The organism is Pseudomonas sp. SF2, assembly GCF_036858055.1.
Classification (GTDB): Bacteria; Pseudomonadota; Gammaproteobacteria; order Pseudomonadales; family Pseudomonadaceae; genus Aquipseudomonas.
This window is the reverse complement of sequence record NZ_JAMBDI010000025.1, coordinates 89,566-114,991: the sequence shown is the minus strand read 5'-3', so window position 1 is coordinate 114,991 and position 25,426 is coordinate 89,566. Positions and strand designations below refer to the sequence as shown.

Sequence of the window (25,426 nt, the reverse complement as noted above, 5' to 3'; positions counted from 1 at the left end):
GACGTTTCAGGCAGCCGCCGCTTACCAGCCGGCCTTGGCCGTCATGGTCGTTTTTTAAGAATCCCTCCCTCCTAAAGGCCTGGATCAATGAGCAAGCAACCCTCCCTGAGCTACAAGGACGCCGGTGTAGACATCGACGCCGGCGAAGCACTGGTCGAACGCATCAAGGGCGTGGCAAAACGCACCGCACGCCCTGAAGTCATGGGTGGCCTGGGCGGCTTCGGCGCCCTCTGCGAGATCCCGGCCGGCTACAAGCAGCCGGTGCTGGTCTCCGGCACCGACGGCGTCGGCACCAAGCTGCGCCTGGCACTGAACCTGAACAAGCACGACAGCATCGGCCAGGACCTGGTCGCCATGTGCGTCAACGACCTGGTCGTGTGCGGCGCCGAGCCGCTGTTCTTCCTCGACTACTATGCCACCGGCAAACTGAACGTCGACGTGGCCGCCACCGTGGTCACCGGTATCGGTGCCGGTTGCGAACTGGCCGGCTGCTCGCTGGTCGGTGGTGAAACCGCCGAAATGCCAGGCATGTACGAAGGCGAAGACTACGACCTGGCCGGCTTCTGCGTCGGCGTGGTGGAAAAGGCCGAGATCATCGATGGCTCCAAGGTTGCCACCGGTGACGCACTGATCGCCCTGCCGTCCTCGGGCCCGCACTCCAACGGCTACTCGCTGATCCGCAAGATCCTCGAAGTGTCCGCCACCGACATCGAGAACACCCAGCTGGACGGCAAGCCACTGACCGACCTGCTGATGGCGCCGACCCGCATCTACGTCAAGCCGCTGCTGCAGCTGATCAAGAACACCGGCGCGGTCAAGGCCATGGCCCACATCACTGGTGGCGGCCTGCTGGACAACATCCCGCGCGTACTGCCGGCCAACGCCCAGGCGGTCATCGACGTGGCCAGCTGGCAGCGCCCGGCGGTGTTCGACTTCCTGCAGGAAAAAGGCAACGTCGACGAGCATGAAATGCACCGCGTGCTGAACTGCGGCGTCGGCATGGTCATCTGCGTGGCCCAGGATCAGGTAGAAGCCGCCCTGAACGAACTGCGCGCCGCTGGCGAGCAGCCATGGGTGATCGGCCACATCGCCGAAGCCGCCGAGGGCGCTGCCCAGGTCGAGCTGCAGAACCTCAAGGCACACTGATGCCAAGCAAGACCTGCAATGTAGTGGTACTGCTGTCGGGCTCCGGCAGCAACCTGCAAGCGCTGATCGACAGCTGCCAAGGCCAGGACAGCCAGGTGCGCATCCGTGCGGTGGTTTCCAACCGTGCCGATGCCTACGGCCTGCAACGCGCCGCGGCGGCCGGCATCGACAGCGTCGTGCTCGAGCACACCCAGTTCGACGGCCGTGAAGCCTTCGATGCCGCGCTGATGGCGCGCATCGACGGTTTTGCCCCGGACCTGGTGGTGCTGGCCGGTTTCATGCGCATCCTCAGTGGCGACTTCGTGCGCCACTACCAGGGCCGCCTGCTCAACATCCACCCGTCGCTGCTGCCCAAATACAAGGGCCTGCATACCCACCGCCGGGCACTGGAGGCAGGCGACGCCGAGCATGGCTGCAGCGTACACTTCGTGACTGAGGAACTCGATGGCGGCCCACTGGTCGTACAGGCTGTGGTACCGGTGGCGTCTGACGACACCATCGAAAGCCTGGCACAGCGGGTACACCGCCAGGAGCACCTGATTTACCCGCTGGCGGTGCGCTGGTTCGCTGAAGGGCGCTTGCGTCTTGGCGAACAGGGTGCATTACTGGATGGCCAACCCCTGGCGGCCAGCGGTCACTTGATTCGATCCTAGGAGAATTTATGCGTCGCGCCCTGCTCTTGGCTCTCGCCGTGCTCGCCCTGCCCCTCCAGGCAGCTGATCTGAAGCCTTTCTCGGCCAGCTATACCGCCGACTGGAAGCAGCTGCCCATGAGCGGCACCGCCGAACGCAGCCTGGTCAAGAATGCCAACGGTACCTGGGACCTTAACTTCAAGGCCTCCATGATGATCGCCAGCCTGACCGAGCAAAGCTCCCTGCGCATGGACAACGACACCCTGCTGCCGCAGAAGTACCACTTCGAGCGTGGCGGCCTGGGCAAGGCCAAGAAGGTCGATCTGACCTTCGACTGGAACAGCAAGAAGGTCACCGGCAGCGACCGTGGCGACGCCGTCAGCCTGCCGCTGAACCGCGGCGTGCTGGACAAGTCGTCCTACCAGCTGGCCCTGCAGCATGACGTGGCCGCCGGCAAGAAGAGCATGACCTACCAGGTGGTCGACGGTGACGAGATCGACACCTACGACTTCCGCGTGCTGGGCACGGAGAAAGTCACCACCAAGACCGGCCAGGTCGATGCGGTGAAGGTCGAGCGCGTGCGCGACCCAAGCCAGAGCAAGCGCATTACCGAGCTGTGGTTCGCCAAGAACTGGGACTACCTGCTGGTGCAACTGCGCCAGGTCGAGACCGATGGCAAGGAGTACGTGATCGTGCTGCAGGATGGCACGGTCGATGGCAAGCCGGTGAAGGGCAACTGAGCCAGCGCTGCCAGCAGTACCCGAAGCCCCGCCTGGTGCGGGGCTTTTTTCTGCACTGGAGAAGGCGCACTCCCACATTTGACTGCGCTCCGGCTTCCATGAAACTTGTTTCATGCCCGTTTTATTTACTTAGCCTGCTAACAAACTCTATAAAGAGGTTGTGCGACACAGTGTCGCAGCCAACTGAAGCAGTGGAGTTTAGCGATGACAGTCCAAGTAACCGAACGCGACGAATCGAAAATGTCCCACGAAGGCCTGGCCGCTGGCGTGCGGATCTGGGATGTGCATCAACAAGGCCAGCTGGTAGGGATGTTCCACAACGAACACGAAGCGCACCAGTACCGTATAGAGCTGGAAAACCTGGAAAACCAGCGCGCCACGCAATAACTCGATCTTCAAATGAAAAACCCCGCCAAAGCGGGGTTTTTCGTGTTTACCACATCAGATCATCAGGGATCTTGTAGGCCGCGTACGGGTCGTCCTCGTCCGCTTCCTCGACATGGGTATTCAGCAGCAGGATACGGTTAGGGTCGCGCTCCTGGATCTTCAGCGCCGCCTCACGAGGGATCACCTCGTAGCCACCGGCAAACGACACCACGGCCAGCGCGCCATTGCTCAGCTTGGTGCGCATCAGGGCATTGACGGCAATGCGCTTGACCTTCTTGTCGTCGACGAAGTTGTAGTAGTCCTCGGTGCTCAGCTTCGGCAGGCGAGTCGCTTCGATCAGTTGCTTGATCTGCGCGGCCCGCGCCTTCTGTTCGGCTTTTTCCTGCTGTTGGCGGTTCAGTTCCTGGTCACGCTTGGCTTTCTCGGCCATGGCTTCCTTGGCCATGCGCTGCTGGCTGTCGTCCACCTCGACCTGGCCTTTGTGTTCCAGGCGTTTCTGTTTCTTCTCGGCCTTGTTGGCCTGGGAAACCTGTTTCTGGTTGACCAGACCGGCTTTGAGCAATTGGTCGCGAAGGGAAAGGCTCATGAATGTTCACTCACTTATGCAACAGCTCAGCCGCAGCTGGGCAGGTTCTTTTCCTGACGTTTGGCTTCCCCCCAAAGGGCATCCAGTTCGTCAAGGTTACAATCTTCGATGGGTCGGCCACTGTCGCGCAATGCCTGTTCGATGAAGCGGAAACGCCGCTCGAACTTGCGATTGGCACGGCGCAGGGCATGTTCCGGATCATGCTTGAGGTGGCGGGCCAGGTTGACGGTGGCGAACAACAGGTCGCCGATTTCATCCTCGAGCGCATCGGCATCGCCGTCGGCCATGGCCTGCAGCACTTCATCCAGCTCTTCGCGGATCTTGTCCAGCACCGGCAATGCCGCAGGCCAGTCGAAACCGACCGTGGCCGCGCGCTTTTGCAGTTTGGCTGCCCGCGACAACGCCGGCAATGCTGCCGGCACGTCGTCGAGCAGCGACAGCTGTTCGGGCTGGCTCTTTTCCGCGCGCTCTTCGGCCTTGATCTCTTCCCAGCGTGACTTGACCTGGGCCTCACTCAGGCTGGGGGTGTCTACCGGCGCGTACAGCTCGCCGGTGGGGAACACGTGCGGGTGACGGCGAATGAGCTTGCGGGTGATGCTGTCGACCACGCCATCGAACTCGAAACGCCCCTCCTCGCGGGCCAGCTGGCTGTAGTAGACCACCTGGAACAGCAGGTCGCCCAGTTCACCTTGCAAGTGCTCGAAATCGCCGCGCTCGATGGTGTCGGCAACCTCGTAGGCCTCTTCGATGGTGTGCGGGACGATGCTCGCGTAGTTCTGCTTCAGGTCCCACGGGCAGCCGTACTGCGGGTCGCGCAGGCGGGCCATGAGGTGCAGCAGGTCTTCGAGGGTGTAGATCATGTAAGCAGGTCCTTCGGCGGTTGCTTCTTCGCGGGTGAACCCGCTCCCACAGATAAAGTGCACATCTGAAGATTTGCACCATCCCTGTGGGAGCGGGTTTACCCGCGAAGCAGGCACCGCGGTCTCAAGGGGTACGATTACGCCGCGTCTCGATGATGTTCGGCAACTGCGAGATCCGCCCCAGTAGGCGCCCCAGCGCGTCCAGGCCCGGAATCTCGATGGTCAGCGACATCAGCGCGGTGTTGTCTTCCTTGTTCGAGCGGGTGTTCACCGCCAGCACGTTGATCTTCTCGTTCAGCAATACCTGCGACACGTCGCGCAGCAGCCCCGGGCGGTCGTAGGCACGGATGACGATGTCGACCGGGTAGGTCTGCACCGGGATCGGCCCCCAGCTCACCTGGATCATGCGCTCCGGCTCCTTGCCCGCCAACTGCAGCACCGAGGCGCAGTCCTGGCGGTGGATGCTCACGCCGCGGCCCTGGGTGATGTAGCCGACGATGGCGTCGCCCGGCAGCGGCTGGCAGCAGCCGGCCATCTGCGTCAGCAGGTTACCGACCCCCTGGATCTGGATGTCACCACGCTTGCCGGTACGCGGCCCGGTAGGTTTGCGCGGTACCAGTTCGATCTGCTCGATGCGCTCGGGCTCCAGCAACTGCTGGGCGGCGTTGACCAGATGCGCCAGGCGCAGGTCGCCGGCACCGAGCGAGGCGAACATGTCCTCGGCGGTCTTGACGTTGGTCTTCTCGGCCAGGCGCTCGAAATCCACCTGCGGCAAGCCCAGGCGGCTGAGCTCGCGTTCGAGCAAGGTCTTGCCGGCGGCGACGTTCTGGTCGCGTGCCTGCAGCTTGAACCAGTGCACGATCTTGGCCCGCGCCCGCGAGGTGGTGACGTAGCCCAGGTTGGAGTTCAACCAGTCACGGCTGGGGTTACCGTGCTTGCTGGTGATGATCTCGACCTGCTCGCCGGTCTGCAGGCTGTAGTTGAGCGGCACGATGCGCCCGTTGATCTTGGCGCCGCGGCAGTTGTGGCCGATTTCGGTATGCACGCGGTAGGCGAAGTCCAGCGGCGTGGCCCCCTTGGGCAAGTCGATGGCGTGGCCGTCCGGGGTGAATACGTAGACCCGGTCCGGCTCGATGTCGACCCGCAGTTGCTCGGCCAGGCCACCAATGTCTCCCAGCTCTTCGTGCCATTCCAGCACCTGGCGCAGCCAGGAGATCTTCTCTTCGTAATGGTTGGAGCTGGACTTGACGTCGGTGCCCTTGTAGCGCCAGTGGGCGCAAACCCCAAGCTCGGCTTCCTCGTGCATGCCGTGGGTACGGATCTGCACCTCCAGCACCTTGCCCTCGGGGCCGATCACTGCGGTGTGCAGCGAGCGATAGCCGTTCTCCTTGGGGTTGGCGATGTAGTCGTCGAACTCCTTGGGGATGTGCCGCCAAAGGGTGTGCACGATGCCCAGTGCGGTGTAGCAGTCGCGGATTTCCGGCACCAGCACGCGTACCGCACGCACGTCGTAGATCTGGCTGAATTCCAGGCCTTTGCGCTGCATCTTGCGCCAGATCGAATAGATGTGTTTCGCCCGGCCGCTGATGTCGGCCTTGACGCCAGTGGCCAGCAGCTCGTTCTGCAGCTGGTTCATCACCTCGCTGATGAAGCGCTCGCGGTCCAGCCGGCGCTCGTGCAGCAGCTTGGCGATCTGTTTGTACTGGTCAGGCTCCAGGTAGCGAAAGGACAGGTCCTCCAGCTCCCACTTGATGTGGCCGATACCCAGACGGTGCGCCAGCGGCGCATAGATGTCGAACACCTCGCGCGCGACACGCAGGCGTTTTTCGTCGTCGGCGGCCTTGACCGCACGGATCGCACAGGTGCGTTCGGCCAGCTTGATCAGCGCCACGCGCACGTCGTCGACCATGGCCACGAGCATCTTGCGCAGGTTCTCGACCTGCGCCTGCGAGCCCAGCACCAGCGACTGCCGTGGGCTGAGGCTGGCACTGATGGCGGCCATGCGCAGCACGCCGTCGATCAGCTTGGACACCACCGGACCAAAGTGCTGGCTGACCTCGGCCAGGGTGACCTTGCCCTCGCGCACCGAGCGGTAGATGACCGCCGCCACCAGGGAGTCCTGGTCGAGCTTGAGGTCGGCGAGGATTTCGGCGATCTCCAGGCCCGCCTGGAAGCTGGACGTACCGTCCGCCCAGGAATGCTTGGCCGGGTTGCCCTTTTTCTCGACCTCATGGGCAAACTCGCAGGCCTCTTTCAGCGCTGCGCGATCCAGTGCCGAATCGACGCTTACCACATGGTCCAACCATGCTTCGAGATTGATACTGCCGTCGGTGTTGACCGGCTGGTGCACTCTCACCTGTACCATCTTTGTTTTACCTTTCCATACAGCACACCACGCGGGTGCGCTGGCAATCACCGTGCGGCCACCATTCCGTGCAAGCCGCACCAAGGGGCCAGTCAGCTAGCCCGCTTCGAATAACGCCATGGCCTCGACATGCGCCGTCTGAGGAAACATGTCGAGAATCCCGGCCCTTTTTAACCGGTACCCCTGGCCGACCAGCACTTGGGCGTCTCGCGCCAGCGTGGCCGGGTTGCACGATACATAGACCAGCCTTCTGGCCTTGAGGCGGGCGATGCCTTGCACCACCTCGAAAGCACCGTCGCGCGGTGGATCCAAGAGTACCGCAGAAAAGCCCTCGGCGGCCCATCCGGCGCCTGCCAAAGGCTGCGATAAATCGGCCTGAAAAAACCGTGCGTTATGCACATTGTTGTTCCGGGCATTGGCCGCGGCCCGATCGACCATGGCCTGCACACCTTCCACTGCTACCACTTCACGCGCCTGGCGAGCCAGTGGCAGGGCAAAGTTGCCCAGGCCGCAGAACAGGTCCAGCACGCGCTCGTCGGCCTGCGGTGCGAGCCAGGCCAGGGCCTGCTCGATCATCGCCGTGTTGACCTGGGCATTCACCTGCACGAAATCACCTGGGCGCCAGGCCAGGTCCAGCTGCCACGGTGCCAGGGCAAAGCCCAGTTGCGCGGCCGGGTCCACTGGCGCCGGCTCACCTTCGCCCTGCAGCCACAACTGGGCATTGGCCTGCTCGCAGAACGCCTGCAGCCTGGCCAGGTCTTCGGCCGGCAGCGGTGCGACATGGCGCACCAACAGCGCCTCGGCGGTGCCGCTGAACAGCTCTACATGGCCCAGAGCCTGCGGCTTGCTCAGCGAGCGCAGCACAGTCGGCAGGTGGCGCAGAATCGACTGCAAGGGCTGTACCAGCACCGCGCAATCGTCGATGGCAATGATGTCCTGACTGGCTTCGGCGCGGAAGCCGACCTCCAGCTGGCGCGCCTTGACGTCCCAGCGCACGGCCACGCGGGCGCGGCGCCGGTAACCGAATTCCGGCCCGCTCAGCGGTGCAGCCCACTCGTCGGGCTGCACACCGGCCACCCGCTGCAGCTGTTCGGCCAGGGTGCGCTGCTTGAGCGCCAGCTGCGCCTGGTGCGGCAGGTGCTGCAGGTTGCAGCCACCGCAGCGCTCGTAATACCGGCACGGTGCCTGACGGCGCTCGGGGCTGGCCTGCAACAGGCGCTCCAGGCGGGCCTCGACCACTTTGCCACGGGCATTGAGCACCCGCGCCTCCACGGCCTCGCCGGCCAGGGCGCCACTGACGAACCAGGTGCGCCCCTCGTGGAAGGCTATACCCCGGCCGTCACCGGCCAGGCGCTCGATTTCCAGGCGCTGCTTCTTGCCCACGGGGACCTGGGGGCTGCGGTTGCCGCTGGCCGGCTGAAAGCGCAGGCCGCTGTTGCTTTTCTTCTTGGACATTTAGCTCGGGTCGAACAGGCCGGTGGACAGGTAACGGTCGCCGCGGTCGCAGATGATCGCGACCATCGTGGCATTTTCCACCTCGCGAGACAGGCGCAGCATGGCCGCGACTGCACCACCGGAAGACACGCCGCAGAAAATGCCCTCTTCACGGGCAAGGCGGCGGGTGGTTTCCTCGGCTTCCTGCTGCGACATGTCGACCACGCGGTCGACGCGGCTGGCGTCGAAGATTTTCGGCAGGTATTCCTCGGGCCAGCGGCGGATGCCTGGAATGGCAGAACCTTCCATTGGTTGCAGGCCAATGATCTGCACCGCCGGGTTCTGTTCCTTGAGGTACTGCGAGCAGCCCATGATGGTACCGGTGGTACCCATGGAACTGATGAAATGGGTGATGGTGCCCTGGGTCTGCTGCCAGATCTCGGGGCCGGTGCTGTTGTAGTGGGCGATCGGATTATCGCCGTTGGCGAACTGGTCCAGTACCAGGCCACGGCCTTCGGCTTGCAGCTTCTCGGCCAGGTCACGGGCGCCTTCCATGCCCTCTTCCTTGGTCACCAGGATCAGCTCGGCGCCGTAGGCGGTCATGGCGGCCTTGCGCTCGGCGGTGGAGTTGTCGGGCATGATCAGGATCATCTTGTAGCCCTTGATCGCCGCCGCCATCGCCAGGGCGATGCCGGTGTTGCCGGAAGTGGCTTCGATCAAGGTGTCGCCGGGCTTGATCTGGCCGCGCAGTTCGGCGCGGGTGATCATCGACAATGCCGGGCGATCCTTCACCGAGCCGGCGGGATTGTTACCTTCGAGCTTGAGCAGGAGGGTGTTGCTGGTTTCGCCAGCGATACGCTGCAGGCGAACCAGGGGCGTATTGCCGACGCAATCGGCGATGGTTGGGTACTGCAAGGTCATGGCGTATTTCACAATCCGGACGGCAGGGGTGCCTATCATACCGGCAAACCCTTCGTCGCCATATCACGCAATCTGTGGTGGATATAGCTACAAGCTATATCGATAGCCTGTACCGGCCCTTTCGCGGGTGAACCCGATCCCACAGGGACTCCACTGGCCTCAAGAGTAGTGATGAACCTGTGGGAGCGGGTTCACCCGCGAAGGGGCCGGCACATGTAATGGCAAGCGCATCCACAGTCGCAGCCCGCGCTTGCCATTCTGCGCCCACAAGGTGCCACCCTGGCGCTGGATGGCACTGCGGGCGATGCTCAGCCCCAGACCGAAACCGCCATCCCCTGGGCGCGAACCGTCCAGCCGCGAGAACGGTGCAAAAATCCGCTCCAGGTCTTCTTCGGCCACACCTCCGCCCTCATCCTCCAGCCACAGCCACCAATAACTGCCCTCACGCTGCCCACCAAGGCGCACCACACCCTCGGCCGGCGAGTGACGAATGGCATTGCGCAACATGTTCTCCAGCGCCTGGGCCAGGTGGTTGAGGTTGCCCTGCACCCAGCAGTCGGCCGGCACTTCGCAGCGCAGCCGCGCCGGTGCCCAGCCGCTTTCGTAGCTGGCATTCTCGGCCAGCAGCTCCCACAGCGCCTGCACCTCGATCGGCTCCAGGTTCATCGGCGCACGTTCGGCATCCTGCCAGGCCAGTTGCAGGGTATCCTCGACCAGTTGCTGCATGCAGTCCACCTCCCGTGTCAGGCGTTCGCGCAGGCGCTGCAGGTCGGTTTCGCCATCGCAGGCCACCCGCAGCCGACTGAGTGGCGTCCGCATTTCGTGAGACAGGTCACGCAGCAACTGCTGCTGCATGGCTACCGTGCCCTGCAGCCGCTCGGCCATCTGGTCGAAGGCACGGGCCAGTTCGCCCAGCTCGTCATGCCGGGCGATGGTGCGTGGGTCGAGGCGAGCGGACAACTGGTCGGCGCGCCAGGCATTGGCCTGCTCGCGCAACTGGTTCAACGGCACGATCAGCATGCGGTACAGCCCCACGCACAACAGCAGGGTGAACAGACCGGGGATGATGCCGTTGGTGACGATACGCCACAGCACCCGGTACTGGCCGGGGTTGAAGCGCTGCGGCAGCTCGATCACCAGCATGCCCTGCTCCGGTGCCCCCGGGAACGGTATGCGCAGCCACGGCTGCTCGACGCTGCGCCGGCTCATCGGCCAGTCGACACCGCGCAGGCGGGTCAGCCGCTGCATGGTCTGTGGGCCGACGCTGGCGCTGTCAAGCGGCCGCAGGTTGAGGTCGAGCACACCAATCCAGCCGCGTTCGCGCTGGTGCATCGCCGCCACCCAGCGGTCCAGCCCTGCCCGCCCACCACTGCGCCAGGCCTGCTCGGCTTCGGCGGCATAGCCACGCAAGGCCTGCCGCGCAGGCTCCGAGAGGAAGGCATTCTGGGTCTCCATGTGCCGGCCCCAGGTGTAACTGAGGCCGATCATCAGCAGGCAAAAGCCCACCAGCAGGATCGCCAGCTTCCAGAACAGCGAGTGGCGGTCGAGCATGGGTTACTCCGCCTCGCTGGCGCTGAGCACGTAACCTTTGCCCCACACGGTACGAATCTGCCGCTCGTGATAGCCGATACCCTTGAGCTTGCGGCGTATCTGGCTGACGTGCATGTCCAGGCTGCGGTCATGCCGCGAATAGCCTCGCTGCAGCACTTGCTGGTAAAGGAACGGCTTGCTCAGCACTTCGTCGAGGTTGCGGTTGAGGATATCGAGCAGGCGGTATTCGCTGGGGGTCAGGCCGGCCAGGCGGCCATCCAGGCGCACGTCGCACAGCGTCTCGTCATATTGCAACTCACCATTGGCGGCCTGCACCTGCGGGGCTTGATGGCGCCGCTCGAGGGCCACGCGGCGCAGGATAGCCTCGATGCGCACCTGCAGCTCGGCCATGCTGAACGGCTTGGGCAGGTAGTCGTCGGCACCGCGCTGGAAACCGCTGATGCGGTCGGCCTCGGCGCCCAGCGCCGACATCAGGATCACCGGCGTGGCGCTGCGCTTGCGCAACTGTGCCAAGGCATCCAGACCGTTGAGCCCGGGCAGCAGGATGTCCAGGAGCACTACATCGAAAGCCTGGCGCCCTGCCGTTTCCAGGCCCTCCAGGCCATTGCGGCACCAGGTCACCCGGAAACCGCCGCGCTGCAACTCTTCGTGCAGGTAGGCACCCAGGACCGGGTCATCCTCGATGGCAAGAATATTGGAGCTGTGAATAGATACAGGATTCATTGGCAACTGCCATACATTCTCAATTACGCAATTATTGAGCATGCAGCGCCTGCCAGGCAACCGCCCTGCGACCAATGCCCCTGCAAGGGCGCAAAACATGTACTTAAAAGGTGCAATAGCACGGCAGGCGGAGTAACTTCCCGGCTTGGCCGTCATCGCTTGACGGCGTCCAGGCACATGACAGGAGGCGAGTGTGCTCGATCGCTTGGGAATTCGCAGCCGGGTCCTGCTGCTGGCCCTGCTGCCGGCCGGCCTGATGGCCGTGGTGCTGGGTAGTTACTTCACCTGGCTGCAACAGAACGACCTGCGCACCCAGCTGCTACAACGCGGCAAGATGATCGCCGAGCAACTGGCGCCGCTGGCCGCGCCCGCCATGGCCAAACTGGCACCGGCGCAGCTGGAGCGCATTGCCGCGCAAACCCTGGAGCAGGCCGATGTGCGCGCCGTCGCCTTCCTGGGCCCGGACCGCACGCGCCTGGCCCACGCCGGCCCGAGCATGCTCAACGAGCCGCCCAGCGGCGGCACCGGCACCCAGCTGTTGCAACGCAGCGGCAATGACGCCACCCGCTACCTGATGCCGGTATTCGGCCACCACCGCGACCTGGCCACCGATGCCGTGCCGGCCGAAGCCGAACGCCTGCTGGGCTGGGTCGAGATCGAGCTGTCCCACGACGGCACGCTGCTGCGCGGCTACCGCAACCTGTTCACCAGCCTGCTGCTGATCCTTGCCTGCCTGGTGCTCAGCGGCCTGCTGGCACTGCGCATGAGCCGCACCATCAACGACCCTATCAAGCGCATCAAGCACGCGGTCAACCAGCTAAAGGACGGCCACCTCGAAGAACGCTTACCGGCCATGGGCAGCCATGAGCTGGACGAACTGGCGCGCGGTATCAACCGCATGGCCGAAACCCTGCACAACGCCCACGAAGAGCTGCAGCACAGCATCGACCAGGCCACCGAGGATGTGCGCCAGAACCTGGAAACCATCGAGATCCAGAACATCGAGCTGGACATGGCGCGCAAGGAGGCCCTGGAGGCCAGCCGCATCAAGTCGGAATTCCTGGCCAACATGAGCCACGAAATCCGCACCCCGCTCAACGGCATCCTCGGTTTTACCCACCTGCTGCAGAAAAGCGAGCTGACCCCGCGCCAGCTGGACTACCTGAGCACCATCGAGAAGTCCGCCGACAACCTGCTGGGGATCATCAACGAGATCCTCGACTTCTCCAAGATCGAGGCCGGCAAGCTGGTGCTCGACAGCATCCCGTTCAACCTGCGCGACCTGATCCAGGACACCCTGACCATCCTCGCCCCGGCCGCCCACGCCAAGCAGCTGGAGCTGCTCAGCCTGATCTACCGCGATACTCCGTCGTCGCTGATCGGCGACCCGTTGCGGCTCAAGCAGATCCTTACCAACCTGGTCAGCAACGCCATCAAGTTCACCCGCGAAGGCACCATCGTCGTGCGCGCCATGCTCGACGACGAGCACGAAGACAGCGCGCAGCTGCGCATCAGCGTGCAGGACACCGGCATCGGCCTGTCGCCGCAAGATGTGCGTACCCTGTTCCAGGCCTTCAGCCAGGCCGACAACTCGCTGGCCCGCCAACCTGGCGGCACTGGCCTGGGGCTGGTGATTTCCAAGCGCCTGATCGAGCAGATGGGCGGCGAAATCGGCGTCGACAGCACCCCGGGCGAGGGTTCGCAGTTCTGGATCAGCCTCAACCTGCCCAAGGCCCACGACGGTGTCGAGGAGATGCCGCTGCAACCGCTGCTGGGCCGACGCGCGGCCATCGTCGATGGCCACGAACTGGCGCGCCAGGCACTGGAACACCAACTGGAAGACTGCGGCCTCAGCGTCAGCCTGTTCGCCTCCTACGACCAGTTGCTGCAGGGCGTGCAGGCCGCCAGCCAGGCCGGCCAGCCGTTCGAGTTCGCCGTGCTCGGGGCCAACCTGGGCAACCTGTCACCCGAGCAACTGGGCCATTACCACCAGCAGCTCGAACGCTACCATTGCCAGTGTGTGGTGCTGTGCCCGACCACCGAGCAGGCGCTGTACCACCCTTACCTGCCCAACGGCCATGGCCAATTGCTGTCCAAGCCGACCTGCACACGCAAACTGCGCCGCCTGTTGCTGGAACTGGTGCAACCGCGCCGCCCGCATGGCGAGGCGAACAGCGTCAACGGCCAGCGCCAGCCGAAAATCCTCTGCGTCGACGACAACGCCGCCAACCTGCTGCTGGTGCAGACCCTGCTCGAAGACCTGGGCGCCGAGGTGCTGGCGGTCGATAACGGCTATGCGGCGGTGCAGGCGGTGCAGAGCGAGCCGTTCGACCTGGTGCTGATGGATGTGCAGATGCCCGGCATGGACGGCCGCGCCTGCACCGAGCAGATCCGCCTGTGGGAAAACACCCAAAGCGGCAACCCGCTGCCGATCGTCGCCCTCACCGCCCACGCCATGGCCAACGAGAAACGCGCATTGCTGCACGGTGGCATGGACGACTACCTGACCAAGCCGATCAGCGAGCGGCAGTTGGCCCAGGTGGTGATGAAATGGACCGGCCTGAGCCTGGGAGCACCGCAGCAGGAGCGGCTGGGCGAACAACTGGCCAACGGCGAAGAACTGAAGGTGCTTGACCCCGAGGAAGGGCTGCGCCTGGCCGCTGGCAAGGCGGACCTGGCGGCCGACATGCTGAGCATGCTGCTGACCTCGCTGGAGGCCGACCGCCAAGCCATACGCGCCGCCCGCGAGGCCGACGACCGCAGCAGCCTGATCGAGCAGGTGCACCGCCTGAACGGCGCCTCGCGTTATTGCGGCGTACCGCAGTTGCGGGCCGCCTGCCAGCGCAGCGAAACCTTGCTCAAGCAGGAGAACCCGCAGGCACAGCAGGCGCTGGATGAACTGGATGCGGCAATCAATCGCTTGGCGGCGCAGGCCAGATTGAGCGCCTGACACAGTTCCCTGTGGGAGCGGGCGAAGCCCGTGCCATCCACCGCGAAGTCTTCTTCGCGGGCACGCCCGCTCCCACAGTGGCCCGCGCCATATTCAAGGTATGCTGTACCTCCTGCAGTGGAAAAAGGAACCCACCATGCGCGCCCTGTTGTTCAGCAGCCAGCACTACGACCAGGAAAGCTTCACCCGAGCCGCCAGCGGCACCACCCTGGACCTGCACTTCCAGCCCGCCCGCCTGACCCTCGATACCGCTGCCCTGGCCGATGGCTACGAGGTGGTCTGCGCCTTCATCAATGACGAACTCGACGCCCAGGTGCTGCAACGCCTGGCCGCAGGCGGTACGCGCCTGGTCGCCCTGCGCTCGGCAGGCTACAACCATGTCGACCTGGCCGCCGCCCGGCGCCTGGGCCTGACCGTAGTGCGGGTGCCGGCCTACTCGCCACACGCCGTGGCCGAGCACGCCGTGGCGCTGATCCTGGCCCTCAACCGGCGCCTGCACCGGGCCTACAACCGCACCCGCGAGGGTGACTTCACCCTGCACGGTCTGACCGGCTTCGACCTGCACGGCAAGACCGTCGGCGTGGTCGGTACCGGCCAGATCGGCACCGCCTTCGCCCGCATCATGGCCGGTTTCGGCTGCCAGTTGCTGGCCTATGACCCCTACCCCAACCCCGAGCTGCTGGCCCTGGGCGCGCGCTACCTGCCATTGCCCGAGTTGCTGCGCGAAGCCCGCGTCATCAGCCTGCACTGCCCGCTGACCGAGCACACCCGGCACCTGATCAATGCGCAAAGCCTGGCCCAGCTGCAGCCCGGCGCCATGCTGATCAACACTGGCCGCGGCGCGCTGGTCGACACCCCGGCGCTGATCGACGCGCTGAAGAGCGGCCAGCTCGGCTACCTGGGCCTGGACGTCTACGAAGAAGAAGCCCAGCTGTTCTTCGAGGACCGCTCCGACCTGCCGCTGCAGGACGACGTACTGGCCCGCCTGCTGACCTTCCCCAACGTGATCATCACCGCCCACCAGGCTTTCCTTACCCGCGAGGCACTGGATGCCATCGCCGCGACCACGCTGGACAACATCAACTGCTGGGCGGCAGGCAATCCACAGAATCTGGTGACGGGTTAGTGCTAGGATACGCGGCATTTCTGGAGGACCCATGGTCGAGCACGATTTCCGCTACACCCTTTTCAACCCGCAACACACCCTGATCGAGTGCCGTGCACTGGTGCCGGGCCGTTACCAGGTCACCGGCAATGGCGGTTCGATGCACAAAGGCGACACCCTGCTGGTCACCCTCAAGGGCAGCAAGGACTTGTCCATGCGCCTGACAGTGGAGAGCGTGCGTCACCTGATCAACCCGCGCGGCCAGTGGGTTGCCGTGGCCAGCGGCCCGGTGTTCAACGAACTGGAAATCCTCACCTGGCAGGTCGCCTGCGACAGCTGCGACGCCGTGCTGGACTTCGAGTTCGCGGTAGACGCCAAGCTGGGCAAGAAAGCCCGCCAGCCGGCCGCCAGCGCGCGCGTTGCCGAGCTGGGCTGGGCCAGCCGTGGCGAGAAGCACCTGTGCCCGCGTTGCCAGGAGAGCGCCGAGTGAAGAATCTGCTGACCGGCGTGCTGATTGCCACCGGCCTGCTCGGCTGCGCCGCGGAACCTCCCAAACTGCAGCAGGAGCGCAGCTACGTGCTGGAGTGGATCGGCGAACGGCCGCTGATCGACTACAGCCACCTGACCCTTACCCTTGCCAGCGATGGCCGTGCCTATGGCAATGGCGGCTGCAACCACTGGTTTGCGCCGTACACACTGGACGGCGAGCACCTGAGCTTCGGCAAGGTCGGCAAGACCCGCAAGCTGTGCGCACCGGCGTTGATGGAGCAGGAGAAGCGCTTCCTGCAGACGCTGGAAACGGTACAGCGCTGGGATGTGTCGCCTATCGAGCAGATGCGTTTCTGGCCGGCCGAAGGCAAGCCGCTGCGCTTCTGGCCTGAGGAAGGCTGAATATTGCCGGGGCCGCTTTGCGGCCCCAAAATGCATCAGGCGCCCTTCAGGGCCTTGATCCTCGCCTGTAGCCCTTCCCGGGTCTGCTCGCCCATCAGCTGTTCCCGCACCTTGCCCTTGTCATCGATGATGTAGGTCACCGGTAGCGCCTCGCTGCGCGGCAGGTCATAGCGCTCGGCCGGGTCCTGCGCCAATACGGTGAAAGCGATACCCAGGGTTTCGGCAGCCTGTTTCAGCTCCTGCCCCTGCAAGCCATCGAAGTTCACCCCCACCACCTTGATACCGTCGGCCGCCCACTGCTTGGCTGCCGCGTTCAGTTCAGGGATTTCGGTACGGCACGGCCCGCACCATTCGGCCCAGTAGTTAAGCACCAGCCAGTGCCCGTCGATCTGCTCGGCCTTAACCGTATTACCGTGTTGGTCCACGCCATAATCGGCACCGCAACCACCGAGCAACAAGCTCGCGGTGATGGCCAGTACTGCTGCCAGACGCCTTGCCATGGGTCAATCCTTCTCGAGTTTTAAAGCAAATTGGTCAGTCGCTGCGGTTAGAATAGCCGCCACACCCTGCTGGATGCGACCCGACATGACCGACCTCACGCTCTATCATAACCCGCGCTGCTCGAAATCCCGCGGCGCCCTGGAACTGCTCGAGGCTCGCGGCCTGGCGCCGACCATCGTGCGTTACCTGGAAACCCCGCCCGACGCCGCCACCCTCAAGGCCCTGCTCGGCAAGCTGGGCATCGCCCCGCGCCAGCTGCTGCGTACCGGCGAGGACGAGTACAAGGAACTGAACCTGGCCGACCCGGCGCTGACCGACGCACAACTGATCGAGGCCATGGCCCGGTACCCCAAGCTGATCGAACGGCCGATCCTGGTCGCCGGTGACAAGGCCGTGGTCGGCCGCCCGCCCGAGAAAGTCCTGGAGATCCTGCCGTGAACCAGCCCTACATCCTGGTGCTGTACTATAGCCGCCATGGTTCGACCAGCGAGATGGCCCGGCACATCGCCCGCGGCATCGAGCTGGCCGGCATGGAGGCCCGCCTGCGCACCGTGCCGGCGATTTCCACCGAGTGCGAAGCGGTAGCCCCGGACATCCCGGCCAGTGGCGCGCTGTACGCCACCCTGGACGACCTGCGCCACTGCGCCGGCCTGGTACTGGGCAGCCCGACCCGCTTCGGCAACATGGCGGCGCCGCTCAAGTACTTCCTGGATGGCACCAGCAGCCTGTGGCTGGGCGGTGAACTGGTCGGCAAGCCGGCGGGCGTATTCACCTCCACCGCCAGCCTGCACGGCGGCCAGGAAACCACCCTGTTGTCGATGATGCTGCCGCTGATGCACCACGGCATGCTGGTGATGGGCCTGCCGTACAGCGAATCGGCATTGCTCGAGACCCGTGGCGGCGGCACACCGTATGGCGCCAGCCATCATGCTGGCGCCGATGGCAAGCGCGAGCTCGACCAGCACGAGATAGCCCTGTGCCGCGCCCTTGGCCAACGCCTGGCGACCACCGCCAAGGCCCTGGAGGCAGCACGTGGCTAAGAAGCCCAAGGTATTGCCGGCGCTGGAGTGGCTGGCACCGCGCCTGCGCCTGACGCGGGCGTTGAGCCTGGCGTTCTTCTTCGGCCTGATCGCCCTGCTGGTGGTGAACAACCTGTGGTTCGCCAACCTGCACGGGGCACGGGTCGAGGTGATCCTGGCGATCGAACTGGTACCCTTGCTGCTGTTGCTGCCGGGCATGCTGACGGGCAGCGCCCGGGCTCATGCCTGGACCTGCTTCGTGGTGAATATCTATTTCATCAAAGGCGTGCTGGCGGCGTTCGACCCGGCGCGGGCACTGTTTGGCTGGGTTGAAGTGCTGGTAAGCCTGGGGCTGTTCATTGCCGGGCTGCTGTATGTACGCTGGAAGTTCCAGCATGAGCGGCGCATGGCGGGCGAAGGCAGTTAGATTCTTCGCGGGCTTGCCCGCCCCCACAGGGATCGCGCCACACTTGAGGCCTGCGCTGTACCTGTGGGAGCGGGCATGCCCGCGAAGAGGTCGACACAAATCTCAATGGTTGACGGTATGCGCCAGCATCACCGACAACTGGCACAGCGGTCGCCCACTTTCTGCATGCCACTGGTTGAACGCCTGCTGCACCAAGGCCAGATCCCGCTGGCTGGTCGGCGGCTTGTCGATCACCTTCTGCGCAATAAGCGCCGCCGCCATGTCATCGGTAGGGATGAACGTATCCTTGCCGACCATGCGCAAGAAGCGCGGTGCAGACAAGCCGCCCAGCTGGTTGCCGTGCCTGGCCAGGTACTTCCACAAACCGACGATATCGGTCACCGGCCAGTCGGCGATGAAGGCACCAAAACTGCCCTTCTCCTTCGCCACGTCAAGGACCATCTGTGCATTGCGCGGCACGCTCTTGAGCTTGCCCAGGTGGCGGATGATGCGCTCGTCGTGCATCAGCCGCTCGAGGTGCTCGGCGCCCATCAGCACCACCTTCTGCGGGTCGAAGCCGAAGAACACCTGCTCGAACGCCGGCCACTTGGCATCCACCAGGCTGTGCTTGAGCCCGGCGCGGAACACCCGCAGGGCCAGGGTCGACAGGTAGCGGTCGTCGCTGATATCGCGCAGTTGCGCCGGCGTGCGCGGCTGCGGCAGGAAGGCCTCCAGGGCCTGGGCCGAGCCGAAGCGGTTCAGGCAGTACTCATGCAGCCACTGGTAATCGCGCATGGGCTCAGATGTTCAGCACGTCAAGGAAACGCGGGGTGGCGTTTTCGTCGATCTTCAGGCTGGTGAAGTCGAACAGGTTGCGGTCGGCCAGCTGCGACGGTGCCACGTTCTGCAAGGCGCGGAAGATGCTCTCGGTACGGCCCGGGTGCTTGCGCTCCCACTCCACCAGCATGTCCTTGACCACCTGGCGCTGCAGGTTTTCCTGCGAACCGCACAGGTTGCACGGGATGATCGGGAATTCCTTCATGTCCGAGTAGGCCTGGATATCCTTCTCGCTGCAGTAGGCCAGCGGGCGGATCACCACGTTGCGGCCATCGTCGGCGCGCAGCTTCGGCGGCATGCCCTTGAGCGCGCCATTGAAGAACATGTTGAGGAAGAAGGTTTCGACGATATCGTCGCGGTGATGGCCAAGCGCCATCTTGGTCGCACCGATTTCGTCGGCGAAGGTGTAAAGGGTGCCACGGCGCAGGCGCGAACACAGCGAGCAGGTGGTCTTGCCCTCAGGGACCAGTTCCTTGACCACCGAGTAGGTGTCCTTCTCGACGATGTGGTACTCGACGCCCAGTTCCTTCAGGTAGGCCGGCAGCACATGCTCGGGGAACCCCGGCTGCTTCTGGTCCATGTTCACCGCGACGATCTCGAACTTGATCGGTGCCACCTTCTGCAGGTGCAACAGAACGTCGAGCATGGTGTAGCTGTCCTTGCCGCCGGACAGGCAGACCATGACCTTGTCGCCATCCTCGATCATGTTGTAGTCGGTGATGGCTTCGCCGGCGAGACGACGCAGGCGTTTTTGCAGTTTGTTCTGGTTGACCGAGAGGGTGCCCATAGCGCTTGGATCCGCGAGGTGTGACAAAAGCCGGCTATTTTACGCACAAACGCGGCGCCGCTGTAGGCATTCCGATAAAGACTTCAATGTAATCAGCAGCTCGCCTTACAGCGCAATTTGCTCTAAAAAGCGTGGTTTATGCGGGTAACGGCTTCCTATACTGCGACATAAGGCCACATTACCGCTTGCATCGGTGTTCGGGCCTCGGGCCGCTTGCGCTCCATCTGGGGGGCGTTTGGCAACATTGAGAGGAGTGACCGGCATGATTCATCACGTTGTGGGGCTGTTTACCCATCCCGACCAGGAATGGCGGGAAATTCGTGGCGAAGAAGAAACCATCAGCCACATGTACCTGACGCACACCCTGATCCTGGCTGCGATCCCCGCCGTTTCGGCGTTCATCGGTACCACCCAGGTCGGCTGGGTGATCGGCGACCGGCCAGCGGTGATGCTGACCATGGAAAGCGCCATCTGGATGAGCATCATGTCGTACCTGGCGATGCTTGCCGGGGTGGCGGTAATGGGGGCGTTCATCCACTGGATGGCCCGCACCTACGATGCCAACCCATCCATGGCACAGTGCATCGCCTTTGCCACCTACACCGCCACCCCGTTGTTCATCGGCGGCCTGGCGGCGCTGTACCCACACCTGTGGCTGGGCATGCTGGTTGGCACCGCCGCCATCTGCTACACGGTGTACCTGCTGTACGTCGGCTTGCCGACGTTCATGAACATACCGTCCGACGAAGGCTTCCTGTTCTCCAGCTCGGTGCTGGCGGTGGGCCTTGTGGTACTGGTGGCGATCATGGCCGCCACAGTGATCATCTGGGGACTGGGCGTGGGGCCCGTCTACACCAACTAGAACAGACTCGACCAACACTGGGGCATCAACCTGAGGCCGCCGCAAGGCGGCCTCTGGCTGTGCTGACCAGTGGCTCGCAGGCTGCCCGGGGTTGCGGCATAATGCCCGGTCAGGAGAACCACCCCGCCATGCCCGAGCTGCTCAGACAACGCGTCGAAACCTGTTACCAGCAAGCCGAAACCTTCTTCAAACGCCCCTTCCCGCGCCCGGAAGTCAGCTTCAAGCTGCGCGGGCAAAAAGCCGGTGTCGCCCACCTGCACGAGAACCTGCTGCGCTTCAACCTGCAGCTTTACCGCGAAAACCAGGAAGACTTCCTGCGCCAGACCGTGGCCCATGAAGTGGCGCATCTGGTGGCCCACCAGCTGTTCGGCGACCGTATCCAGGCCCACGGCGAGGAGTGGCAGCTGATCATGCGCGGGGTGTATGAACTGCCGCCCAACCGTTGCCACAACTACGAAGTGCAACGGCGCGTGGCCACTCGCTACATCTACCGTTGCCCGTGCCCGCAGAGCGACTTCCCGTTTACCGCCCAGCGGCACAAGCTGGTGCGCCAGGGGCGGCGCTACCTGTGCAAGCGGTGTCGGGAAATATTGGTGTATAGCGGCGAGACGCGCGTCGAGTAGATTGTGCCTTGCCTGTTCCGGCCTCTTCGCGGGTAAACCCGCTCCCACAGGGATATCTCAAGCCCTGAGGTCAGTGGTACCCCTGTGGGAGCGGGTTTACCCGCGAAGAGGCCGGTGCTGGCGATACATGACTCACAGGCACAAGAAAGGCGACCCAAGGGTCGCCTTCTTTGCCTCAGCCTGTGCCTTACTTCTCGACGAATGCACGCTCGATCAGGTAATCACCCGGCTCACGCATACGCGGGGAGATCTTCAGGCCGAAGCTGTCCAGCACTTCGCTGGTCTCGTCGAGCATGCTCGGGCTGCCGCAGATCATCGCGCGGTCGTCCTGCGGGTTGATCGGTGGCAGGCCGATGTCGCTGAACAGCTTGCCGCTGCGCATCAGGTCGGTCAGGCGGCCCTGGTTCTCGAACGGTTCGCGGGTTACGGTCGGGTAGTAGATCAGCTTGTCGCGAACCGACTCACCGAAGAATTCGTTCTGCGGCAGGTGCTCGGTGATGAACTCGCGGTAGGCCACTTCGTTCACGTAGCGCACACCGTGCACCAGGATCACTTTCTCGAAGCGCTCGTAGGTTTCCGGGTCCTGGATGACACTCATGAACGGCGCCAGGCCAGTACCGGTGCTCAGCAGGTACAGGTGCTTGCCCGGGTTCAGGTCGTCGAGCACCAGGGTACCGGTAGGCTTCTTGCTGATGATGATCTCGTCGCCTTCCTTCAGGTGCTGCAGCTGCGAGGTCAGCGGGCCGTCCGGCACCTTGATGCTGAAGAACTCCAGATGCTCTTCCCAGTTTGGCGACGCGATGGAATAGGCGCGCATGAGCGGACGGCCGTTGTCCTGTTGCAGGCCGATCATCACGAACTGACCGTTCTCGAAGCGCAGGCCCGGGTCACGGGTGCACTTGAAGCTGAACAGGGTGTCGTTCCAGTGGTGAACACTGAGGACACGTTCGTGGTTCATGTTGCTCATCTAATGGGGCTCCTGAAGAAAGACGCGGCGCGCGCAAGACGCGCAGTTGCGCGATAGTTTAGGGGCAGCGACAATATCTGTTAACTGGATTATCAAGATATGTGTTATCGGTTATATCGATATGCGATTTACACTTCGTCAGCTGCAAGTCTTCGTTGCCGTGGCCCAGCACCAGAGCGTTTCCCGCGCCGCCAGTGTGCTGGCCTTGTCGCAGTCGGCCGCCAGCACCTCGATCACCGAGCTTGAGCGCCAGTCCAGCTGCCAGCTGTTCGACCGCGCCGGCAAGCGCCTGAGCCTCAATGCCCTGGGCCAGCAACTGCTGCCCCAAGCCGTGGCCCTGCTCGACCAGGCCAAGGAAATCGAAGACCTGCTCAACGGCAAGTCCGGTTTCGGCTCGCTGGCAGTCGGTGCCACGCTGACCATCGGCAACTACCTGGCCACCCTGCTTATCGGCAGTTTCATGCAGGTGCACCCGGAAAGCCAGGTGAAGCTACATGTGCAGAACACTGCGCACATCGTGCAACAGGTCGCGCACTACGAAATTGATCTGGGTCTGATCGAAGGCGATTGCAACCACCCGGACCTGGAAGTGCAGCCCTGGGTCGAGGACGAACTGGTGGTGTTCTGCGCGCCGCAGCACCCGCTGGCCAAGCTGGGCCGCGCCGATGTACAGACCTTGTCCCAGGAAGCATGGATCCTGCGCGAACAAGGCTCAGGCACGCGCCTGACCTTCGACCAGGCCATGCGCCACCACCGCACCAACCTCAACATCCGCCTGGAGCTGGAACACACCGAAGCAATCAAGCGCGCGGTGGAGTCGGGCCTGGGCATCGGCTGCATCTCGCGCCTGGCCCTGCGCGACGCCTTCCGCCGCGGCAGCCTGGTAGCAGTGGAAACCCCGGAGCTGGACCTGATGCGCCAGTTCTACTTCATCTGGCACAAACAGAAGTACCAGACCTCGGCCATGCGCGAATTTCTCGAACTGTGCCGCAACTTCACTGCGGGCTTCACCCGCAGTGACGAGATCGTGTTGCCACCAATCGCTTAAAGCAGGATCACACCCCACACCAGCGCCACCATGGTCAGTGCCACCAGTTGCGCGGCGCTGCCCATGTCCTTGGCGTTTTTCGACAGAGGGTGGCGCTCCAGCGAAATGCGGTCGATGGCTGCCTCCACCGCCGAGTTGAACAGCTCGACGATCAAGCCCAACAGGCATACGGCGATCATGATCGCCCGCTCCGCACGGCTGACCGGCAGCCAGAAGGCTATCGGCACCAGCAGCACGTTGAGCAGCACCAGCTGGCGGAACGCGGCCTCGCCCTTGAAGGCGGCGCGCAGGCCGTCCAGCGAATAGCCGGCGGCGTTGAGAATACGTTTGAGACCGGTCTGGCCCTTGAATGGCGATGTCATGTGAGTCACTTCACAACAGAAAGGCCAGCAGACTAGACCGGCACGGGTCAAAAAAGCGTGAAGCCACGCGCATTCAGTTACTGGCAACCGATTCAAGTTGTTGCAGCAGCAACGCGGCCTGGGTGCGGGTACGTACACCCAGCTTGCGGAAGATCGCGGTCACATGGGCCTTGATGGTCGCTTCCGACACGTTCAGCTCATAGGCGATCTGCTTGTTCAGCAAGCCTTCGCAGACCATGGTCAGCACGCGGAACTGCTGCGGCGTGAGGCTGGCCAGGCCTTCGCTGGCGGCCTTGGCCTCGGCCGAGACATCGACCTTTTCGAACGCCTGCGGCGGCCACCAGACCTCGCCGTCGAGCACCTTGCGCACCGCATCCTGGATCACTTCCAGGGTGCTGGACTTGGGAATGAAGCCACTGGCGCCGAACTCGCGGGACTTGACCACTACTGCCGCCTCTTCCTGCGCCGATACCATCACCACGGGTATCTGCGGGTATTGCCCGCGCAGCAGCACCAGCCCGGAAAAACCGTAGGCACCCGGCATGTTCAAGTCCAGCAACACCAGGTCCCAGTCGGCTTTTTCGCTCAGGCGGGTTTCCAGTTCGGCAATGCTGGCGACTTCAACCAGGCGTACATCCGGGCCCAGGCCGAGGGTAACGGCCTGGCGCAAGGCGCCACGGAACAGCGGGTGGTCATCGGCAATCAGGATTTCGTAAGTGGCCATCGATCTGGGGATCCTGTTCTGTGTCGGGCACTCGGGTAAGGGTCATTATGAACCAAAGCAGGGGTTGTGCCCCTTGGACTATAGGAAGGTATGCAAACGCTGGTGGGTGTCGTCCTGCTCGTCCAGCGGCAGGCGTCGCTTGCCGCTCAGGTAATGAAGGCTGAACACATCCAGGTAGGCGTCCAGCGCCTGCGAGGCCTGGGTATCACCGGCCAGGTCCAGGCACATGGCCGCAACTTCCGCGGTGCAGAAGTGATCATCGCGCTTGGAGCGGCGCAGGCGATAGCGGGACATCTGCTCGGCCTGCAGGCTCAACACCGGGAAGCGGTCGAGGTACGGGCTTTTGCGGAACATCTTGCGCGCTTCGGTCCAGGTGGCATCCAGCAGGATGAACAGCGGGCGCTTGCCCGGTTCACGCACCACCTCGCTGACCACCCGCTCCTGGGCGACGAATTCGCCGGGGAAGACGATGTAGGGCTGCCAACGTGGGTCGTCCAGCAAGGCCAGCAAGCGTTCGTCGACCGACGTGCGCAGCCAGCCGAAGGCCGAAGTGTCCTCGATCAGGTCAGCGATCAACCAGCCGGTATTGGTAGGCTTCAGCGGCTCGGTGTCATGCATCAGCAGGCACACACCGGACTCGGCCTGCACCCGGGGCTTCCAGGCGCACAGGCAATGCGTGGCGATGACCCGGCAATCGGGGCAGCGTTCGGCACGCGAACCACGGGCGATGAAGGGCTTGTTGCTGCGGGCCAGGCGTTCGGCGCGCAGGCGCGCTACCGCATGGCTCATGCCGGCAGGCCTCTGGAAAGGTTGGGAATGGACACAAGGATGACTCAGAGAAAACAAGGTTGCCAGTCTACCAGAACGGGGGACAATTGCTGTGCAGGTGGCGGCGCGGACCCTATAATCGCTGTTTTTACCGTACCCCAGCCTCGCGCCTGCGCGATTTTCAGGGAACGCCGTCGACCGGCGCATGTCAAAGCGCCAGTCATCGAACCA

General features: G+C 63.8%; 28 protein-coding genes. 14 read left to right on the top strand and 14 right to left on the bottom strand.

Translation table 11 applies throughout. The features are described 5' to 3' along the window. Positions 1 to 87 precede the first annotated feature (87 nt). The 4 genes from purM to M2S36_RS16365 all read left to right on the top strand — a co-directional run bounded on the left by purM (position 88) and on the right by M2S36_RS16365 (position 2,905). On the top strand, positions 88 to 1,146 hold the full coding sequence (gene purM, locus M2S36_RS16380) for a phosphoribosylformylglycinamidine cyclo-ligase (RefSeq protein WP_013971366.1): 1,059 nt from the start codon (positions 88 to 90) through the stop codon (positions 1,144 to 1,146). After that, on the top strand, positions 1,146 to 1,799 hold the full coding sequence (purN, locus tag M2S36_RS16375) for a phosphoribosylglycinamide formyltransferase (RefSeq protein WP_063911546.1): 654 nt from the start codon (positions 1,146 to 1,148) through the stop codon (positions 1,797 to 1,799). Before purM ends, purN begins: the two co-directional genes overlap by 1 nt. Before the next feature lie 8 nt (positions 1,800 to 1,807). After that, positions 1,808 to 2,518, top strand: a complete 711-nt coding sequence (locus tag M2S36_RS16370; RefSeq protein ID WP_063911545.1) for a DUF3108 domain-containing protein — start codon at positions 1,808 to 1,810, stop codon at positions 2,516 to 2,518. Between the two features lie 204 nt (positions 2,519 to 2,722). Beyond that, positions 2,723 to 2,905 (top strand): hypothetical protein, encoded by a 183-nt coding sequence (locus M2S36_RS16365; RefSeq protein WP_063911544.1) that lies wholly within the window; start codon positions 2,723 to 2,725, stop codon positions 2,903 to 2,905. A gap of 46 nt (positions 2,906 to 2,951) precedes the next feature. On the opposite strand, the gene M2S36_RS16360 is transcribed toward M2S36_RS16365, so the two are convergent. From M2S36_RS16360 to M2S36_RS16330, 7 genes are all read right to left on the bottom strand, one after another. After that, positions 2,952 to 3,491, bottom strand: coding sequence for a DUF2058 domain-containing protein (locus M2S36_RS16360; RefSeq protein WP_063911543.1), 540 nt, complete (start codon positions 3,489 to 3,491; stop codon positions 2,952 to 2,954). A 26-nt stretch (positions 3,492 to 3,517) separates the two neighbouring features. Further along, on the bottom strand, positions 3,518 to 4,351 hold the full coding sequence (gene mazG / locus M2S36_RS16355; RefSeq protein ID WP_333957474.1) for a nucleoside triphosphate pyrophosphohydrolase: 834 nt from the start codon (positions 4,349 to 4,351) through the stop codon (positions 3,518 to 3,520). 124 nt (positions 4,352 to 4,475) lie between these two features. Next, positions 4,476 to 6,716 (bottom strand): GTP diphosphokinase, encoded by a 2,241-nt coding sequence (gene relA, locus M2S36_RS16350; protein ID WP_207829349.1) that lies wholly within the window; start codon positions 6,714 to 6,716, stop codon positions 4,476 to 4,478. Positions 6,717 to 6,812: 96 nt separating this feature from the next. Further along, positions 6,813 to 8,171, bottom strand: a complete 1,359-nt coding sequence (rlmD, locus tag M2S36_RS16345; protein ID WP_333957473.1) for a 23S rRNA (uracil(1939)-C(5))-methyltransferase RlmD — start codon at positions 8,169 to 8,171, stop codon at positions 6,813 to 6,815. Beyond that, positions 8,172 to 9,071 carry a cysteine synthase CysM gene (gene cysM, locus M2S36_RS16340; protein WP_043936067.1) on the bottom strand — a complete coding sequence of 300 codons (900 nt, stop codon included), beginning with the start codon at positions 9,069 to 9,071 and terminating at the stop codon, positions 8,172 to 8,174. It abuts the gene before it with no gap. Positions 9,072 to 9,230: 159 nt separating this feature from the next. After that, the gene (locus M2S36_RS16335) at positions 9,231 to 10,622 is read right to left on the bottom strand and encodes a sensor histidine kinase (RefSeq protein WP_233693954.1); all 1,392 of its coding nucleotides are present in this window, start codon (positions 10,620 to 10,622) and stop codon (positions 9,231 to 9,233) included. A gap of 3 nt (positions 10,623 to 10,625) precedes the next feature. After that, the gene (locus tag M2S36_RS16330) at positions 10,626 to 11,345 is read right to left on the bottom strand and encodes a response regulator transcription factor (RefSeq protein WP_333957472.1); all 720 of its coding nucleotides are present in this window, start codon (positions 11,343 to 11,345) and stop codon (positions 10,626 to 10,628) included. 193 nt (positions 11,346 to 11,538) lie between these two features. Between M2S36_RS16330 and M2S36_RS16325 the strand changes: the two genes are divergently transcribed. From M2S36_RS16325 to M2S36_RS16310, 4 genes are all read left to right on the top strand, one after another. Beyond that, on the top strand, positions 11,539 to 14,295 hold the full coding sequence (locus tag M2S36_RS16325) for a response regulator (RefSeq protein ID WP_207829362.1): 2,757 nt from the start codon (positions 11,539 to 11,541) through the stop codon (positions 14,293 to 14,295). A 136-nt stretch (positions 14,296 to 14,431) separates the two neighbouring features. Continuing rightward, positions 14,432 to 15,421: a 2-hydroxyacid dehydrogenase gene (locus M2S36_RS16320; RefSeq protein ID WP_233693953.1), complete on the top strand. Its 990-nt coding sequence runs from the start codon at positions 14,432 to 14,434 to the stop codon at positions 15,419 to 15,421. A 31-nt stretch (positions 15,422 to 15,452) separates the two neighbouring features. After that, the gene (locus M2S36_RS16315) at positions 15,453 to 15,890 is read left to right on the top strand and encodes a hypothetical protein (RefSeq protein ID WP_004375491.1); all 438 of its coding nucleotides are present in this window, start codon (positions 15,453 to 15,455) and stop codon (positions 15,888 to 15,890) included. Beyond that, the gene (locus M2S36_RS16310) at positions 15,887 to 16,291 is read left to right on the top strand and encodes an META domain-containing protein (protein WP_207829367.1); all 405 of its coding nucleotides are present in this window, start codon (positions 15,887 to 15,889) and stop codon (positions 16,289 to 16,291) included. Before M2S36_RS16315 ends, M2S36_RS16310 begins: the two co-directional genes overlap by 4 nt. 35 nt (positions 16,292 to 16,326) lie before the next feature. Here the strand turns inward: M2S36_RS16310 and M2S36_RS16305 are convergent, their stop codons facing one another. Then, positions 16,327 to 16,791 (bottom strand): TlpA disulfide reductase family protein, encoded by a 465-nt coding sequence (locus tag M2S36_RS16305; RefSeq protein ID WP_063911535.1) that lies wholly within the window; start codon positions 16,789 to 16,791, stop codon positions 16,327 to 16,329. Between the two features lie 85 nt (positions 16,792 to 16,876). Here M2S36_RS16305 and arsC point away from each other — a divergent pair, with 85 nt between their 5' ends. From arsC to M2S36_RS16290, 3 genes are read left to right on the top strand one after another with little or no spacing between them, the layout of a single operon-like run. Further along, positions 16,877 to 17,230 (top strand): arsenate reductase (glutaredoxin), encoded by a 354-nt coding sequence (gene arsC / locus M2S36_RS16300; protein WP_333957471.1) that lies wholly within the window; start codon positions 16,877 to 16,879, stop codon positions 17,228 to 17,230. Continuing rightward, positions 17,227 to 17,832 carry an NAD(P)H:quinone oxidoreductase gene (gene wrbA / locus M2S36_RS16295; protein ID WP_063911533.1) on the top strand — a complete coding sequence of 202 codons (606 nt, stop codon included), beginning with the start codon at positions 17,227 to 17,229 and terminating at the stop codon, positions 17,830 to 17,832. Before arsC ends, wrbA begins: the two co-directional genes overlap by 4 nt. Next, positions 17,825 to 18,238 (top strand): DUF2069 domain-containing protein, encoded by a 414-nt coding sequence (locus tag M2S36_RS16290; RefSeq protein ID WP_207829369.1) that lies wholly within the window; start codon positions 17,825 to 17,827, stop codon positions 18,236 to 18,238. Before wrbA ends, M2S36_RS16290 begins: the two co-directional genes overlap by 8 nt. A gap of 102 nt (positions 18,239 to 18,340) precedes the next feature. Here M2S36_RS16290 and M2S36_RS16285 read toward each other — a convergent pair whose 3' ends face one another. Both M2S36_RS16285 and ttcA read right to left on the bottom strand, forming a co-directional pair. Continuing rightward, the gene (locus M2S36_RS16285) at positions 18,341 to 19,012 is read right to left on the bottom strand and encodes a DNA-3-methyladenine glycosylase I (protein ID WP_233693952.1); all 672 of its coding nucleotides are present in this window, start codon (positions 19,010 to 19,012) and stop codon (positions 18,341 to 18,343) included. A 4-nt stretch (positions 19,013 to 19,016) separates the two neighbouring features. Further along, positions 19,017 to 19,841, bottom strand: coding sequence for a tRNA 2-thiocytidine(32) synthetase TtcA (gene ttcA, locus M2S36_RS16280; RefSeq protein WP_012270926.1), 825 nt, complete (start codon positions 19,839 to 19,841; stop codon positions 19,017 to 19,019). 262 nt (positions 19,842 to 20,103) lie between these two features. Between ttcA and M2S36_RS16275 the strand changes: the two genes are divergently transcribed. Both M2S36_RS16275 and M2S36_RS16270 read left to right on the top strand, forming a co-directional pair. Further along, positions 20,104 to 20,703 carry a Yip1 family protein gene (locus M2S36_RS16275; RefSeq protein WP_087501431.1) on the top strand — a complete coding sequence of 200 codons (600 nt, stop codon included), beginning with the start codon at positions 20,104 to 20,106 and terminating at the stop codon, positions 20,701 to 20,703. Positions 20,704 to 20,831: 128 nt separating this feature from the next. Then, the gene (locus M2S36_RS16270) at positions 20,832 to 21,326 is read left to right on the top strand and encodes a SprT family zinc-dependent metalloprotease (RefSeq protein ID WP_085602071.1); all 495 of its coding nucleotides are present in this window, start codon (positions 20,832 to 20,834) and stop codon (positions 21,324 to 21,326) included. 187 nt (positions 21,327 to 21,513) lie between these two features. On the opposite strand, the gene fpr is transcribed toward M2S36_RS16270, so the two are convergent. After that, positions 21,514 to 22,293, bottom strand: a complete 780-nt coding sequence (gene fpr / locus M2S36_RS16265) for a ferredoxin-NADP reductase (protein WP_003252381.1) — start codon at positions 22,291 to 22,293, stop codon at positions 21,514 to 21,516. A 121-nt stretch (positions 22,294 to 22,414) separates the two neighbouring features. Here fpr and finR point away from each other — a divergent pair, with 121 nt between their 5' ends. Further along, a complete protein-coding gene (gene finR, locus M2S36_RS16260) occupies positions 22,415 to 23,341 on the top strand; it encodes a LysR family transcriptional regulator FinR (protein WP_004375481.1) in 927 nt (308 codons plus the stop codon). Here the strand turns inward: finR and M2S36_RS16255 are convergent. The 3 genes from M2S36_RS16255 to M2S36_RS16245 all read right to left on the bottom strand — a co-directional run bounded on the left by M2S36_RS16255 (position 23,338) and on the right by M2S36_RS16245 (position 25,216). Next, complete coding sequence (locus M2S36_RS16255; RefSeq protein WP_015269218.1) at positions 23,338 to 23,703, bottom strand: diacylglycerol kinase; 366 nt, start codon at positions 23,701 to 23,703, stop codon at positions 23,338 to 23,340. The two genes, finR and M2S36_RS16255, sit on opposite strands and share 4 nt — an antisense overlap. A 73-nt stretch (positions 23,704 to 23,776) precedes the next feature. Further along, positions 23,777 to 24,427, bottom strand: a complete 651-nt coding sequence (erdR, locus tag M2S36_RS16250) for a response regulator transcription factor ErdR (RefSeq protein ID WP_016715442.1) — start codon at positions 24,425 to 24,427, stop codon at positions 23,777 to 23,779. Positions 24,428 to 24,505: 78 nt separating this feature from the next. Continuing rightward, positions 24,506 to 25,216, bottom strand: coding sequence for a tRNA-uridine aminocarboxypropyltransferase (locus tag M2S36_RS16245; RefSeq protein ID WP_013971344.1), 711 nt, complete (start codon positions 25,214 to 25,216; stop codon positions 24,506 to 24,508). Positions 25,217 to 25,426 lie beyond the last annotated feature (210 nt).

Coding starts and splice junctions, on each gene's coding strand:
- purM (WP_013971366.1), top strand. CDS start 88: ATGAGCAAGCAACCCTCCCTGAGCTACAAGGACGCCGGTGTAGACATC.
- purN (WP_063911546.1), top strand. CDS start 1,146: ATGCCAAGCAAGACCTGCAATGTAGTGGTACTGCTGTCGGGCTCCGGC.
- M2S36_RS16370 (WP_063911545.1), top strand. CDS start 1,808: ATGCGTCGCGCCCTGCTCTTGGCTCTCGCCGTGCTCGCCCTGCCCCTC.
- M2S36_RS16365 (WP_063911544.1), top strand. CDS start 2,723: ATGACAGTCCAAGTAACCGAACGCGACGAATCGAAAATGTCCCACGAA.
- M2S36_RS16360 (WP_063911543.1), bottom strand. CDS start 3,491: ATGAGCCTTTCCCTTCGCGACCAATTGCTCAAAGCCGGTCTGGTCAAC.
- mazG (WP_333957474.1), bottom strand. CDS start 4,351: ATGATCTACACCCTCGAAGACCTGCTGCACCTCATGGCCCGCCTGCGC.
- relA (WP_207829349.1), bottom strand. CDS start 6,716: ATGGTACAGGTGAGAGTGCACCAGCCGGTCAACACCGACGGCAGTATC.
- rlmD (WP_333957473.1), bottom strand. CDS start 8,171: ATGTCCAAGAAGAAAAGCAACAGCGGCCTGCGCTTTCAGCCGGCCAGC.
- cysM (WP_043936067.1), bottom strand. CDS start 9,071: ATGACCTTGCAGTACCCAACCATCGCCGATTGCGTCGGCAATACGCCC.
- M2S36_RS16335 (WP_233693954.1), bottom strand. CDS start 10,622: ATGCTCGACCGCCACTCGCTGTTCTGGAAGCTGGCGATCCTGCTGGTG.
- M2S36_RS16330 (WP_333957472.1), bottom strand. CDS start 11,345: ATGAATCCTGTATCTATTCACAGCTCCAATATTCTTGCCATCGAGGAT.
- M2S36_RS16320 (WP_233693953.1), top strand. CDS start 14,432: ATGCGCGCCCTGTTGTTCAGCAGCCAGCACTACGACCAGGAAAGCTTC.
- M2S36_RS16315 (WP_004375491.1), top strand. CDS start 15,453: ATGGTCGAGCACGATTTCCGCTACACCCTTTTCAACCCGCAACACACC.
- M2S36_RS16305 (WP_063911535.1), bottom strand. CDS start 16,791: ATGGCAAGGCGTCTGGCAGCAGTACTGGCCATCACCGCGAGCTTGTTG.
- arsC (WP_333957471.1), top strand. CDS start 16,877: ATGACCGACCTCACGCTCTATCATAACCCGCGCTGCTCGAAATCCCGC.
- M2S36_RS16285 (WP_233693952.1), bottom strand. CDS start 19,012: ATGCGCGATTACCAGTGGCTGCATGAGTACTGCCTGAACCGCTTCGGC.
- ttcA (WP_012270926.1), bottom strand. CDS start 19,841: ATGGGCACCCTCTCGGTCAACCAGAACAAACTGCAAAAACGCCTGCGT.
- M2S36_RS16275 (WP_087501431.1), top strand. CDS start 20,104: ATGATTCATCACGTTGTGGGGCTGTTTACCCATCCCGACCAGGAATGG.
- M2S36_RS16270 (WP_085602071.1), top strand. CDS start 20,832: ATGCCCGAGCTGCTCAGACAACGCGTCGAAACCTGTTACCAGCAAGCC.
- fpr (WP_003252381.1), bottom strand. CDS start 22,293: ATGAGCAACATGAACCACGAACGTGTCCTCAGTGTTCACCACTGGAAC.
- finR (WP_004375481.1), top strand. CDS start 22,415: ATGCGATTTACACTTCGTCAGCTGCAAGTCTTCGTTGCCGTGGCCCAG.
- M2S36_RS16255 (WP_015269218.1), bottom strand. CDS start 23,703: ATGACATCGCCATTCAAGGGCCAGACCGGTCTCAAACGTATTCTCAAC.
- erdR (WP_016715442.1), bottom strand. CDS start 24,427: ATGGCCACTTACGAAATCCTGATTGCCGATGACCACCCGCTGTTCCGT.
- M2S36_RS16245 (WP_013971344.1), bottom strand. CDS start 25,216: ATGAGCCATGCGGTAGCGCGCCTGCGCGCCGAACGCCTGGCCCGCAGC.